Raw genomic sequence first — 13,518 nt, 5'->3', positions numbered from 1 at the left:
GCGCCGAAACCCCGACCCGCAAGCCGATTTCGTCGCGATCCACCACCTCCGCGTCAGCCGGCATTCAGCAACTGCGCTGCGGCGGCACGCGCCTCATCGGTGATCGTGGCACCCGCCAGCATGCGAGCGATTTCCTCCCGCCTTTCGTCGTCGCCCATGCACGCAACGGAGGTAACGACCTGTTCGCCATGCGATGCAGCTTTAGAAATCAGGTAATGAGTGCGAGCCCGCGCGGCAACCTGCGGGGCGTGCGTCACGGAAAGCACCTGCACCTTGTCCGCCAGCCGTGCAAGCCGCGCTCCGATGGCATCTGCCACCGCGCCGCCGACACCCGTATCGATCTCGTCGAACACCAGCGTCGGAGCCGAACCCCGGTCGGCAAGCGCGACTTTCAAGGCGAGCAGGAACCGCGACAGCTCGCCCCCGGAGGCGACTTTCATCATCGGTCCCGGCCGTGTGCCGGGGTTCGTGCGCACCCAGAACTCGATGCGGTCGATCCCTTCCTCCGAACGCTGCTGCGGATCGCTATCCATCTGGACGATGAATTCGGCACGCTCGAGCTTGAGGTCGGGCAGTTCCGCCATCACCGCCGCGACCAGGGCATCACGTGCCTTCGCGCGCGCTTCCGACAGGGACGCCGCCGCGCGATCATACATGTCGCGCGCCTCGGTCGCCGTCTTTTCCAACTCCCGAAGTCGATCCTCGCCCGCATCAAGTTCCGCCAGCTGGTCGGCAAATTGCACGGCCAATGCCGGCAACTCGTCGACGGCTACGTTGAACTTCCGCGATGCCGCCCGCAAAGCGAACAGGCGCTCCTCGACCGACTCCAGTTCATGCGGATCAAAATCGCTGGTATTGACGGCAATCTCTATACGGCTTTGCGCATCTGCCAGATGATCGAGCGCCGAGCCCAGCGAGGCATTCACCTCCTCCAATAGACCGGGCGCCTCGGCGGCTTTTCGTTCCAGTCTCCGCAACAGGCTGGCGATATGCGGGACCGGTGATGCCTGACCTGAAAGAACCTCATGCGCCTCCGCCAGGTCACTGGCGATCTTCTCGGCTCGCATCATCTGCGCCCGTCGTTCCGCCAATACCTCCTCTTCGCCCGGCTCGGGGGCCAATGCCGAAAGTTCCTCGTATGAAGCCTTCAGGTAATCTGCCTCGCGAGAAGTCTCCTCGACCTTGGCACGATACTCTGCCAGCAAGCGTTCTGCTGTCTTCCATCCCCGGTAGAGTTCTGCCACGTGCCCGACCTCGACCTTGAGACCACCGAAGGCATCCAGCAGTTCGCGATGCGTTGAAACGTCGACAAGCGCCCGATCGTCATGCTGGCCGTGAATCTCGACAAGATTGCGAGCTATCGTCCTGAGAAGGCTGGCGCTCGCCGGCTGATCGTTGACGAAACCGCGTGTACGCCCGTCGCTGGATTGCATGCGGCGCAGTATCACCGGTTCACCGGGATCCGCATCGATGCCGCTTTCCTCCAGCAGTTTCCGAACGGAATGGCCGGGCGCGAGATCAAACATTGCCGTGACCTGCCCATGGCTCGCGCCATGCCGCACCAGGGAAGCATCACCACGCGCCCCCAGCGCCATAGACAGGGCATCGAGGAGGATCGACTTGCCGGCGCCGGTCTCGCCGGTCAGCACGGATAATCCCTTGGAAAAGTCGATATCGAGCGCTTCGATCAGGACGATGTCACGAATCGAAAGCTGCGATAGCATGTTCGTTCAGCCCCTGGCGGTTCCGGTGCGATAAGGACTTGTCGGCCCTAGCCTTCAGCACCGATGATACGGCCCCCGATTCTCGAAATCCACGACCCGGTGTTCTCGCGTGGCTCCAGGCCGCCCGACTGCAGCAAGGCATAGGAATCGGCATACCATTGGCTATCCGGGAAATTGTGACCGAGAACTGCCGCTGCGGTCTGCGCTTCCGACACAAGCCCCATCGCGTAATAGGTCTCGACCAGGCGCGCCAATGCCTCCTCGACATGACGCGTGTTCGCATAGTCCTCTACCACGTTGCGAAAGCGGTTGATGGCGCCGGGATACTCACGCCGTTCGAGATAGTAACGGCCAACCTGCATCTCCTTGCCGGCAAGCTGGTCGCGGGCGGCGCGAATCTTGGCCTTGGCGTCTTCCTCGTAGATCGAACCGGGATACCGCTCCAGGAGCTCGTTGAAGTTCTGTACCGCGAGCTTGGTATCCCGCTGGTCGCGCGTCACTTCCGGCATCTGGGCGAAATAGGACAAGCCGATGATGTATTGCGCATATGACGCGTCTTCGTCCGTCGGGTAGAGATTGACGAAACGACGCGCCGCCTGGATGGCTTCGTCGTAGTTTCCCAGCTTGTAGGATGTGTAAGCGGCCATCACGTTGGCCTTGCGCGCGTATTCCGAATAGGGATGCTGGCGATCGACCGCCTCGAATTTCTTCGCCGCCTCCCGCAACCGCCCGGCGTTCATGTTCGCAAGACCCTGATTGTACAGCACATCCGCAGGCTCGATCGTGTCGACATAACCGGACAGATCAAGCGCATCGGTCTTAGACTGACAGGCGGTGACAAAACCTGCGCACGCAACGATGATCGCGACACGCAAGGCCGTTCGTCCCGATCGCGCTGCATTTCCGTAAGACGTCGTCGCCATGGTCAAATTCCCGTTCTGCCCCGCGGTGTACCCCCGGTTGCATTGCGTGCATACCGGTTCGCCCTCCGCCGGGCAACGCCGTGCGACCGGAATGTCGCGATTTTGTGGCGATCCGTCAATCTCGGTGATCGCGCACTTGCAATGGATTTGGGATTATGCGGCCCCGGGTCCTTCAGAGACAGCCTCAGAGCATCCAGGGAGCGTAGGCGGGAGCGGCGGCAACGGTGACGAAATCGCCGGAAAACACGCGTTCCCGCTTTTCCGGGGTCTCGACGATCTCGTAGGCCGTACGATCTGTCAGAAGCGCTTTCAGCGCCGCAGCGTTCAACCTGTGACCGCCGCGATAGGAAGCGTAGCATCCGATGAACTGCGCGCCGGCCAGCGCCAGGTCACCCACTGCGTCCAGCGTCTTGTGACGCACGAATTCGTCGCGGTACCGCAGGCCTTCCGGATTGATGATGGTGTGATCGTCGCTGATCACAACGGAATTCTCGAGAGAGGAACCGAGTGCGTGCCCGGAGGCCCAGAGCCGCTCGACATCCTTCATGAAGCCGAAAGTGCGCGCATCGGCAAGTTCCTCGCGGAACACGTCCTCGTCCACATCCGACTTGAACTCCTGGCGACCGATAAGCGGGCTATCGAAATCGATCACGACCTCGAACCGGGTGCCGGAATAGGGACGAAACTCGGCCCAGGAGCCGCCGATCTCGACACGAACAGTCTTCTTCACCCGGACATAGCGCCGCTTGACCGCGTGATGCACGATTCCGGCCTCGTCGATCGCATCGATGAACACGCGGCTCGAACCGTCCATGACCGGCACTTCGTTTCCATCGAGTTCGATGATGACGTTGTCGAGCCCGGTCGCCCAGATGGCGGCCATAAGGTGCTCTATGGTGGCAATGTGAACGCCGGCAGGATCGCCGATCATGGTGCAGAGGTCCGTGGCGCCGACCTGCCCTGCAACGGCCATGACCTCCGAAGTCGTGCCATCTTCAAAGATTCGCCGGAATTTGACTCCAGTATTGGGAGCAGCCGGGAGGAGAGATATGGAAACCTGCTCGCCGGAGTGAACGGTTACGCCCGATAGTACTGCTTTCTCACAAAGCGTTGCTTGATATCCTAGCAATTGTGTCCCCATCGGCCTTCCCATTCACGCCACGCCCGATGGCGCAACATGGTTGGCAAATACACATTAACCTTTTCGACCGCGAGGCCGAAAAACACTCCCCTCAAGGCGTGGACAATATCTTTGAGTCGGCGCTTGAGCCAATCACGCTTTTTTACCGACTGTTACCACGCCCTGCGTCATGCATATTTGTTAAAAAATCAGCTATTTCAGTTGGTTAACAAAGAACAAAAGGCCGCTTGTCGCGGCCTTTCATTTCAATCCGTTACAATTCGCCAGTGTCAGTTTGCCTGCCGGCGAAGGAAGGCCGGAATGTCCAGCTGGTCTTCCTCCGCGGAAGCTGATCCCTGGGGATTCGCGCGTCCGTGATCGTCGAGCTGTCCCTTGCGCGGCGCATAAAGCTGGGCATCCTGCGACAGCTGGCGGCGCGGTTCGGCGGGTCGCTGCTCGACGCCGCTACCTGCCGGGCGCAGCTTCTGCGCAGGGGTCGGCTTCTCGTCGCGCGCGAGGCCGTGCGTGAGCCGCTTCAGCAGTCCCAGCGGACCACGTTCGTCATCCTCGGCTGCATTGGTGCGCGCGGCATGGGACTCCACCTCGGCCTTGACCATCGGCGGGAAATCCTCGACGCGCGGCATGCGCGGCGCTTCCGTCTGGGCGGCAGGCTCTTCCCGCTGCGGACGGGCAATGGGCGCGGTTGCCGGCGCCGCACGCATCGGCTGCTGAACCCCGGTAAAGAGCTTGCTCTGCGGGCGGAACTCCGGCTTGGGTTGCGCCGTTGCGGTTGCCACCCTTTCCTCAAAAGCGGCCATGTCCCGCTCGGCCTCGCGAACGACCTCGCTCACCGGCTCCTCTTCCTTGGGAGCGGGTGCCGTCGCAGCCGGTGCGGTCTGAGCGGCAACGGGCGCGGCGGGCGCGGTGGCCGGGCGGGAAGCGGCGGCAGCCGGACGCGGCTGGGCTCGCAATTCCGTGGCGCCACCCTCGGCAGCGGCGGCTTCGATGCCGGTTGCCACCACGGAGACGCGGATCACGCCCTCGAGCGCCTCGTCGAAGGTGGCGCCGAGGATGATATTGGCATCCTGGTCGACTTCCTCGCGAATGCGCGTCGCCGCCTCGTCGACTTCGAACAGCGTCATATCGCGACCGCCGGTGATGGAGATGAGCAGACCCTGCGCGCCCATCATGGAGGTTTCGTCAAGCAGCGGATTGGAGATCGCCGCCTCGGCGGCGGCCATTGCCCGACCTTCGCCCGAGGCTTCGCCTGTTCCCATCATGGCCTTGCCCATCTCGCGCATCACCGAACGGACGTCGGCGAAGTCGAGGTTGATAAGGCCTTCCTTGACCATGAGATCGGTGATGCAGGCGACGCCCGAATAGAGCACCTGGTCGGCCATGCCGAAGGCGTCGGCAAAGGTCGTCTTGTCGTTCGCGATCCGGAACAGGTTCTGGTTCGGGATGACGATCAGCGTGTCCACGCACTGCTGCAGCTCCTCGATGCCCGCCTCGGCGGTCCGCATCCGGCGCTTGCCCTCGAAATGGAACGGCTTGGTCACGACGCCAACGGTCAGGATGCCTTTCTCGCGGGCCGCGCGAGCCACCACCGGAGCGGCTCCTGTACCGGTCCCGCCGCCCATGCCGGCCGTCACGAAGCACATATGCGTGCCGCTGAGGTGGTCGTCGATCTCGTCGATGCATTCCTCCGCTGCCGCGCGGCCGATATCCGGCTGCGAGCCGGCGCCGAGGCCTTCGGTCACGCCGAGACCGAGCTGGACCACGCGCTCCGCCTTGCTCATCGACAATGCCTGGGCATCGGTATTGGCCACGACGAAGTCCACGCCCTCGAGGCCGGCACTGATCATGTTGTTGACTGCGTTGCCGCCGCCACCGCCGACGCCGAAGACCGTGATGCGCGGCTTCAGTTCGGTGATGTCCGGCTTTTGAAGATTGATCGTCATGGTATTCATCCTTTCTGATGCCGGATGCGCCGCCACATCCGTTTGCGGGGAGCTTCCCCGCGGATTGCTAGAAACTCTCCTTCAGCCACTGGGTCATGCGTCCCAGCGGACCGTCGGTTCCCGTACCAGCGACCCGGAACGGATCGCCGAATTTCATGCTTCGCTGGTCATTGTCGCTGACCTGCGGATAGATCATCAGTCCTGCCGCCGCAGCGAAGGCAGGCCCTTTGGCCGATGTCGGAAGGCCGCTCACGCCAAGCGGACGACCGATGCGAACGTTGCGCCCGAGGATACGGCGCGCCAGCTCCGGCAGGCCGGTCATCTGCGCGGCGCCGCCGGTCAGCACCACCCGCTTGCCGACAACGCTCGAGTAGCCGGACTTGTTGATCCGGTCGCGCAACATCTCCAGCGTTTCCTCGACACGCGCAGCAATGATGCGGTTGAGAAGGCTGCGGGGCACCTGCGTCACCTCGCCCTGGTCCTCATCCCCGATCGCGGGAACCTGGATGACATCACGTTCGTCTGCCGGTGTCGCAAGCGCAGAACCCTGCATGACCTTCAAACGCTCTGCATCGTCCAGGCGGCAGGAAAAGCCGCGCGCGATATCCATGGTGACATGGTGGCCGCCGACGGCAATGGAATCCGCGTGGATGAATGCCCTGTCGGCAAAGATGGCAACGGAGGTGGTGCCGCCGCCCATGTCGACGCAGGCGCAGCCAAGGTCGAGTTCGTCATCGACCAGGGCGGACAATCCGCTCGCATAGGGGGTGGCCACCATGGCCTCGACGCTCAGATGCGCGCGATTGACGCAAAGTTCCACATTGCGCAGCGGCGCCGAATCCGCCGTAAGCACATGCATGTTCAGTGTCAGCTCGCGGCCGATCATGCCGCGCGGATCGACAATGCCGCGCTCGCCGTCGAGCACATGATCGACCGGCAGCATGTGCACCACGGTACGGTCCACATTGGACGCGCGCGCAATGGCGGCCTTCAAAACCTTCCTGATATCCCCGGCGGAGATCGGCCGGCTCTCGTCCAGTTCGATGGAGGCGCTGGAGATATGGCTGGCCAGCCGGCCGGCGGAGATGTTGACGATGATCGAATCCACGGTGAGCCCGGCCATGCGTTCCGCCGCATCGACGGCATGGCGGATCGACTGCTCGGCAGCATCGAGATCGTTGATCAGGCCGGATTTCACGCCGAACGATCGCGTATGGCCGATGCCGATCACCTCCGGCGCGTGCGTGCGCCCGGGCAGGAACTGCCCGCCATTGTTCGGGACCATGCGCGCGATGATGCACACGGTTTTCGTCGAGCCGATGTCGAGAACGGTGACGACCGCGGAACGGCGTGCTTTTCTGTTTTCGGGAGCGCGGGCCTTCAGCGGCATCAAATACTGCTCCGTTTGCTGGCCTTGATGGCCTTTGCGCGCGCTTCCAGTGCCGCGGCGCGGCGCAACATCGCGTTTTCCGTCAGCGCAACAGTGGTACGATCTTCCAGGCGCAGGTCGACGGATGCGATGTCGCGGGACAGGATCTGCGTCTGCTCATCCATCGCCATGAGTCGCTCGACCGCCTTTTCGGGCGCCTCTGCCGGCAGCTTGACGGTTATGCCGTTGGCAAGCCGCACGTCCCAGCGTCTTTCGCCGACATGGATCAGCGCCTTCACCTGCGAAGCGAAACGCGGATAGCGCGACAACATCTCCATGAAGGGAGCCGCGGCCGTTGCGGCACCGGGTCCGACAACCAGCGGCAAGGAGGCAAAGCCGGCCCCGCCATATGCACCGATTACACGACCGTCACGTTCGATCAGAGACAGGGTCTCGCCCGTCTGCCAGATAGCGAACGCCCGCCGCTCCTCCAGCCCGATTTCAAGCTTCCCCGGATAGACCTTGCGCACCGTCGCCGTTTCCACCCACGGTAGGCTTTCCAACGCCTTTCGCGCCTCTGCCGCGTCAAGCGAAATCAGTGAGGTGAATTCATCGAGCCCGAGCGCCTCGAACACCGCGACCTCGGAAGTATTGCGATGACCGGAGACCTCGACCTCATTGACGGCGAACCCGAGCGCAGCCGTCACTCTTTCCGCCGCCCCCCCGAACTGGCCGCTGACGACGGAACCGTAGAGAGCGGTCGCAGCGAAGATGCCGACGAGACCGACGGGCTCGACGAAACGCGGGATGACGATCTCGCCGTCGAACACCTTGGCGAAGAAGCGCGCCGGCCGACGAAGAAACCGGGGCAATACCCGACCGTTCTCGCCATCGCGTGCGGCGAAGGCGATTCGCGCTTTCCTCGACGATGTCGCATTCAACGCAAACAAGATGCGTCCTCCACCATCCAACTCAAGAGCTCGCCGAAGGAATGCCCGGCATACAAGGCCAGTTCGGGAACAAGCGATGTCGCCGTCATCCCGGGCTGGGTGTTGATTTCCAACCAGATCACCTCCCCATTCGGGGAAAAGCGATCATCGTAGCGGAAGTCCGAACGCGTCACGCCCCGGCACCCAAACGCCTGATGAGCTTTGAGCGCCAGCTTGGTTATTGTTTGGTAAATATTTGGTGAAATTTCCGCCGGACAGACGTGATTTGATCCGCCTTCCGCGTATTTCGAATCGTAGTCGTAGAACTGGTGCCCCTGCGGAATGATCTCGGTCACGCCAAGCGCCACATTGCCCATCACGGCACAGGTCAGTTCGCGGCCGTGAACATAGCGCTCGACCATCACGGTATCGCCGTACTTCCACTCGTCGGAAGTGATGACTTGCGGCGGATGCGGCTGGTCCTCCTTGACGATCACGACGCCGAAGCTGGAGCCTTCCGACACCGGCTTGACGACGTATGGCGGCCGCATCGGATGGCTCGAGGTGAAATCGTGCCGGTTCATCGTCTTCGACTCGGCCACGGGAATTCCATGGCTCTTCGCCACCCGCTTGGCCATGTCCTTGTTCATCGTGATCGCGGAGGCCAGAACGCCCGAATGGGTGTAGGGAATTTCCATGTATTCGAGGATTCCCTGGATCGTCCCGTCCTCGCCGAACGGACCGTGCAGCGCATTGAACGCGACGTCCGGCCTGATCTCGGCCAGCTTCTGCGCCACGTCGTGTCCGACATCGAGGCGCGTAACCCTGTAACCGCAACGCTCGAGCTCGTCGGCACATGCATTGCCCGACATCAGGCTCACGGGCCGTTCGGACGAAAAGCCGCCCATAAGAACCACGACATGTTTTCGCGCGCGATCGGCCATTGGTACCCCTTCCTGGTGCCGCCACGAACGCATGGTTGGACCAGCCCCTCCGCGCAACGGAATCACGCGGACACGCCGGGTTCGAACAGCGCCCGAATCGGTAATACTGGAAACTGCCCCATAAGAATCAGAGCTTTGATTCGCTGGCAAGGGCCTGCGTATCAAAAGGAAGCCTGGCCCCGCGCCCCCGGCGACACCCGTGTCATGCCCGTGGGCGCAGGATCACGAACCGGACGTTCATGGTTACGGCGGCGAATCCCAGTCCGGCGGCCAGCCCGCACCAGACCCCGATACCGCCCAGGTCCGCCACGAATCCGAGCCCGTATGCGAGCGTGAACCCCACCGCCCAGTAGCTCCCTATCGCAAGCCACATCGGCACCCTGGTATCCTTGAGGCCGCGCAACAGCCCCGCTCCGGCGACCTGCGCACCGTCGAAAAGCTGGAACAGGGCTGCAATCATGAGCAGCGGCACAGCATAGGCGATGACATGGGGGGCCTCGGGCTTAGAGTTGTCGAGGAAGAGACTGATCAGCGATTCGGGAATTGTCCAGAACAGGAGCCCGCTGATCGCGGAGAACGCGATACAGACCGCCATCACTGTGCCTGCTGCCCGGTTGAGCGCCACAGCATCGCCGCGCCCGAATGCCCGCCCGACGCGAACGGTCGCCGCCTGCGACATGCCCATCGGAACCATGAAGGATATCGAGGCCAGTTGAATCGCGATTCCGTGCGCGGCAAGCGGCACCACGCCGAGCCAGCCCATCATCAGCGAGGAACAGACGAAAATGCCGACCTCGGCCAGGATCGTGATCGCGATCGGCAGGCCCACCCGCAACACCTCGAGGAGATCCGGCCAGTCCGCGCGCCAGAAGCGGGCAAGGATTTCGTACTCCGAGGCCCGCCGATTGAATGTCACATAGGCCACGAGGATGATCAGGGTGAGCGTCGTTGTCCCCAGCGAGGCGAATGCCGCACCGCGCACGCCGAGTTCCGGTGCACCCCAGTTGCCGAAAATCAGCGCCCAGTTGAGAAGCCCGTTCAGCACCACCCCGGCCACCGTGGACCAGAAGATGATGCGCGGTCGCTCGATGGCGGACAGAAAGGCGCGCAATCCATGCGCGACAAGTGTCGGGAACATGGCCCACTGCGCGATGCGCATGTAGTCACCCGCGAGCGCGGCGATTGCGGGTTCCTGGCCGAAGGCGAGCAATATGTCCTCCGTGTGCCACAGCGGAACCATGACGACGGCCGAATAGGACAATGCCACCCAGAGTCCCATGCGCACCGCACGGCGCACCCCGCGAACATCACCCTTGCCCTCCGCCTGGGCGGCAATCGGCATGACCGCCTGGCTGAATCCCGAACCGAAGATCATCACCGTGAAGAACAACGGCGTCGCGAGCACCGCCGCGGCAAGCGCCTCTACGGAGTACCAGCCCAGCATGACGGTATCGGTGGTATTGATGAGCATCAGGCCGAGTTGCGCCCCGACCAGCGGAATGCCGAGCACCATGGTCGCGCGCAGATGCCCGCCCCAGCCCATTTCGGCCGGGGTGCCGTTTTCGCCGGAAGCGGACCGGTCGCGGCTGCCCAGGAACTTGATACCGTTTGCCATGAGGCGCCTATGCATGATTTGGTCGGCGACTTCCATGACAAATGCGATCGCTCGGCAAGGCTGTGCAGATCGCGAAGTTCCGGCTATCCGCCCCTTACGGGGAAAATCGTGCCCTGGGCGGCCGCGCAAAGCCTTTCTTCGCCGTCTTTCACCGCGAACACGTCGCAGCGGCATACCGCCTGCATTTTCCCCGCCGACACCACCTCCGCCCGAGCAACCAGGACCTGGCCCACGGCCGGACGGATGTAGTTGATCTTCATTTCCAGAGTGACGGCGTCTCCGAGTACCGAGCCGCCGGCAAATGTGAGCGCATTGTCGGCCAGGTAGGAGACCACGCCGCCATGCGCGAAGCCATGCTGCTGGCGGTGTTCATTGCGCAGTGCGAGGCGCAATTCGGCGCCCTGATTGTCGAACCGGGTCAGTTCGGTTCCCAACAGCGCGCTGAATGGCTGATCGGCGAGGATCCTGCGACCGGTCTCCAGCATGTCGGGCATGTCGTTTCTCCTCCGGCACGGCGAGCATCCCCGCGCCGCTAGATCATGCGCCCCAGGAATTCCTGGACTTCCTGTCCCGGCCTGAACAGGCCGATCCGCTTGATCTCCCATTCGAGCCGAACGCCGGAATTTTCCAGCACGCGTGCGCGCACCGTCTCGCCCAATGTCTCCAGGTCGTGACTCGTCGCCGTGCCGGTGTTGATCATGAAGTTGCAGTGCATGGGACTCATTTGCGCTCCGCCTATCGTCAGGCCGCGGCATCCCGCCCTGTCGACTTCCTTCCAGGCCGACGTTCCTTCGGGATTCTTGAAGGTCGAGCCACCGGTCTTTTCCTTGATCGGCTGAACAGTCTCGCGATGGTGTTGCACGGCATCCATCTCGGCCCTGATCGTCGCCGAATCCTCCGGGAAGCCTTCAAACACAGCGGCTGTGAAGACCAGGTCCTTCGGCGCCGAGGAATGGCGATAGGAATAGCCCATCTCGTCGTTCGACAGCGTTACCCTGTTGCCCTGCCGGTCGACGGCATGGACCTCGATGACGCGCGCGCGCGTCTCGACGCCGTTTGCCCCGGCATTCATTCGCAGCGCCCCGCCGATGCTGCCGGGAATGCCATGGTAGAAATGGAAGCCGCCGATCCCCGCCTCCAGCGCGGCAGCCGCCAGCCGCTTGTCGGGTATCGCCGCGCCTGCGCGAATCCGGTTCTCCGATACGACCTCCGCCTGGCCGAACCCCCTTGCCGAGAGCCGGACGACAACTCCGGGAATGCCGCCGTCGCGCACCAGCAGGTTGGAGCCAACGCCGACGACAGTGACCGGCACATCCTCCGGCAGCACCTTCAGGAAGGCCGAGAGATCGTCTTCATCCGCCGGCTGGAACAGCAGTTCGGCCGGGCCGCCCGTGCGGAACCAGGTGATCTGGTCCATCGGCGCATTGGGCGTAAGCCGCCCGCGGATGCCGTCGAGCTTGCCGGAAAGGCGTTCCAGCAATGCATTTCCGTCGACTGCCGTCATGAGGCCGGCTCGCCTCCGAGTTCCGTCGGCAACGCATAGGCCCACTGGGTGATATTGCCCGCGCCGAGGAATATGACGAAATCGCCGGGCCGCGCGATTTCGCGAATGACGGGCGCAACAGCGTCAGGCCCGTCGATCAGGCGCGCGTCACGATGCCCACCAGCCTTCATCCGTGACACCAGTTCGGCCGAACCCACGCCCTCGATCGGCTTCTCGCCCGCCGCGTAGACCGGCGCAACCAGCACGGTTTCTGCTTCGTTGAAACACGCCGCGAAGTCATCGAACAGATCATGCAGGCGGGAATATCGATGCGGCTGCATGACCGCGATCACCTGCCCGTCGCCCGCGGCCGCACGCGCGGCATGAAGGACCGCCTTGATCTCGACGGGATGGTGGCCGTAGTCGTCGAATATGTGCACTCCGTTCCAGGTGCCTGTGGGGGTGAAGCGCCGCTTGACACCGCCGAAGGAAAGAAGCCCCCGCTTGATTGCCTCCGCATCCATTCCGAACTCGTGCGCCACGGCGATTGCAGCCGTCGCATTCGACACGTTGTGCCGCCCGGGCATCGGCAGCCTCAGCTCGCGGATCTCCGTCACCGCGTCGGTCTTGCGATCACGGATCGTCACGTCGAACACCGATGTCGCACCGTCCATGCGCAGGTTCATGAAACGCACGTCCGCCTGCGGGTTCTCGCCATAGGTGACGATGCGCCGGTCGACGATCCTGGAGACCAGTGCCTGAACTTCCGGGTGGTCGATGCACATCACGCCGAACCCGTAGAACGGAACGTTCTCCACGAACTGGCGGAATGCCTCGCGCACCTTGTCGAAGGATCCGTAATGATCGAGATGCTCGGGGTCGATATTCGTCACGACCGCCACGTCGGCAGGTAGCTTCAGAAAGGTCCCATCGCTCTCGTCGGCCTCGACCACCATCCACTCGCCCTCGCCCATGCGCGCATTGGTTCCGTAGGCGTTGATGATACCGCCATTTATGACGGTCGGATCAAGCCCGCCGGCATCCAGCAGCGTTGCCACCATCGAGGTGGTTGTCGTCTTGCCGTGCGTCCCGCCTATGGCCACGGCATTGCGGAACCGCATGATCTCCGCCAGCATCTCGGCTCGCCGCACGATGGGCAACAACTTCTCGCGCGCGGCGACGAGTTCCGGATTGTCGGCCTTGATTGCCGTCGACACTACGACGACCTCGGCTTCGCCGAGATTGTCCGGTGAATGACCGATGAAGACCTCTATCCCCTTTGCCTTCAACCGCTGGACATTGGCATTGTCCGCCTGGTCGGACCCCTGCACCTTGTATCCGAGATTATGCAGCACCTCGGCGATACCGCTCATCCCGATGCCGCCGATACCGACAAAATGCACAAGGCCGATGTTCTGCGGCATCTTCATGAAGTATGTCCTGTCTGGCT

The 13,518-nt window shown here is 62.9% G+C and carries 11 protein-coding genes; all 11 read right to left on the bottom strand.

Annotated features, from left to right (window positions below; all coding sequences use genetic code 11):
* Positions 1 to 53: 53 nt before the first annotated feature.
* A complete protein-coding gene (gene recN / locus HTY61_RS01390; RefSeq protein WP_175275109.1) occupies positions 54 to 1,724 on the bottom strand; it encodes a DNA repair protein RecN in 1,671 nt (556 codons plus the stop codon).
* Between the two features lie 47 nt (positions 1,725 to 1,771).
* Positions 1,772 to 2,647 (bottom strand): outer membrane protein assembly factor BamD, encoded by an 876-nt coding sequence (locus HTY61_RS01385; protein ID WP_175275108.1) that lies wholly within the window; start codon positions 2,645 to 2,647, stop codon positions 1,772 to 1,774.
* A gap of 184 nt (positions 2,648 to 2,831) precedes the next feature.
* Positions 2,832 to 3,788, bottom strand: a complete 957-nt coding sequence (gene lpxC, locus HTY61_RS01380; protein ID WP_175275107.1) for a UDP-3-O-acyl-N-acetylglucosamine deacetylase — start codon at positions 3,786 to 3,788, stop codon at positions 2,832 to 2,834.
* A gap of 269 nt (positions 3,789 to 4,057) precedes the next feature.
* Positions 4,058 to 5,728 (bottom strand): cell division protein FtsZ, encoded by a 1,671-nt coding sequence (ftsZ, locus tag HTY61_RS01375; RefSeq protein WP_175275106.1) that lies wholly within the window; start codon positions 5,726 to 5,728, stop codon positions 4,058 to 4,060.
* Between the two features lie 67 nt (positions 5,729 to 5,795).
* The gene (ftsA, locus tag HTY61_RS01370) at positions 5,796 to 7,118 is read right to left on the bottom strand and encodes a cell division protein FtsA (protein ID WP_175275105.1); all 1,323 of its coding nucleotides are present in this window, start codon (positions 7,116 to 7,118) and stop codon (positions 5,796 to 5,798) included.
* Positions 7,118 to 8,047 carry a cell division protein FtsQ/DivIB gene (locus tag HTY61_RS01365; RefSeq protein WP_175275104.1) on the bottom strand — a complete coding sequence of 310 codons (930 nt, stop codon included), beginning with the start codon at positions 8,045 to 8,047 and terminating at the stop codon, positions 7,118 to 7,120. The genes ftsA and HTY61_RS01365 overlap by 1 nt, the downstream gene beginning before the upstream one ends.
* Positions 8,035 to 8,970, bottom strand: coding sequence for a D-alanine--D-alanine ligase (locus tag HTY61_RS01360; protein ID WP_175275103.1), 936 nt, complete (start codon positions 8,968 to 8,970; stop codon positions 8,035 to 8,037). The genes HTY61_RS01365 and HTY61_RS01360 overlap by 13 nt, the downstream gene beginning before the upstream one ends.
* A gap of 202 nt (positions 8,971 to 9,172) precedes the next feature.
* Positions 9,173 to 10,585 carry an MATE family efflux transporter gene (locus tag HTY61_RS01355; RefSeq protein WP_246272890.1) on the bottom strand — a complete coding sequence of 471 codons (1,413 nt, stop codon included), beginning with the start codon at positions 10,583 to 10,585 and terminating at the stop codon, positions 9,173 to 9,175.
* Positions 10,586 to 10,668: 83 nt separating this feature from the next.
* Positions 10,669 to 11,079, bottom strand: a complete 411-nt coding sequence (locus HTY61_RS01350) for a PaaI family thioesterase (RefSeq protein ID WP_175275102.1) — start codon at positions 11,077 to 11,079, stop codon at positions 10,669 to 10,671.
* 38 nt (positions 11,080 to 11,117) lie between these two features.
* Positions 11,118 to 12,089: a UDP-N-acetylmuramate dehydrogenase gene (murB, locus tag HTY61_RS01345; RefSeq protein ID WP_175275101.1), complete on the bottom strand. Its 972-nt coding sequence runs from the start codon at positions 12,087 to 12,089 to the stop codon at positions 11,118 to 11,120.
* Positions 12,086 to 13,498 carry a UDP-N-acetylmuramate--L-alanine ligase gene (gene murC, locus HTY61_RS01340; RefSeq protein WP_175275100.1) on the bottom strand — a complete coding sequence of 471 codons (1,413 nt, stop codon included), beginning with the start codon at positions 13,496 to 13,498 and terminating at the stop codon, positions 12,086 to 12,088. The genes murB and murC overlap by 4 nt, the downstream gene beginning before the upstream one ends.
* Between the last annotated feature and the right edge of the window lie 20 nt (positions 13,499 to 13,518).

The organism is Oricola thermophila (assembly GCF_013358405.1).
Classification (GTDB): Bacteria; Pseudomonadota; Alphaproteobacteria; order Rhizobiales; family Rhizobiaceae; genus Oricola; species Oricola thermophila.
This window is presented reverse-complemented; position numbering and strand designations above follow the sequence as displayed.

Coding starts and splice junctions, on each gene's coding strand:
- lpxC (WP_175275107.1), bottom strand. CDS start 3,788: ATGGGGACACAATTGCTAGGATATCAAGCAACGCTTTGTGAGAAAGCA.
- recN (WP_175275109.1), bottom strand. CDS start 1,724: ATGCTATCGCAGCTTTCGATTCGTGACATCGTCCTGATCGAAGCGCTC.
- HTY61_RS01350 (WP_175275102.1), bottom strand. CDS start 11,079: ATGCCCGACATGCTGGAGACCGGTCGCAGGATCCTCGCCGATCAGCCA.
- HTY61_RS01360 (WP_175275103.1), bottom strand. CDS start 8,970: ATGGCCGATCGCGCGCGAAAACATGTCGTGGTTCTTATGGGCGGCTTT.
- HTY61_RS01385 (WP_175275108.1), bottom strand. CDS start 2,647: ATGGCGACGACGTCTTACGGAAATGCAGCGCGATCGGGACGAACGGCC.
- HTY61_RS01355 (WP_246272890.1), bottom strand. CDS start 10,585: ATGGCAAACGGTATCAAGTTCCTGGGCAGCCGCGACCGGTCCGCTTCC.
- murB (WP_175275101.1), bottom strand. CDS start 12,089: ATGACGGCAGTCGACGGAAATGCATTGCTGGAACGCCTTTCCGGCAAG.
- ftsA (WP_175275105.1), bottom strand. CDS start 7,118: ATGCCGCTGAAGGCCCGCGCTCCCGAAAACAGAAAAGCACGCCGTTCC.
- murC (WP_175275100.1), bottom strand. CDS start 13,498: ATGAAGATGCCGCAGAACATCGGCCTTGTGCATTTTGTCGGTATCGGC.
- ftsZ (WP_175275106.1), bottom strand. CDS start 5,728: ATGACGATCAATCTTCAAAAGCCGGACATCACCGAACTGAAGCCGCGC.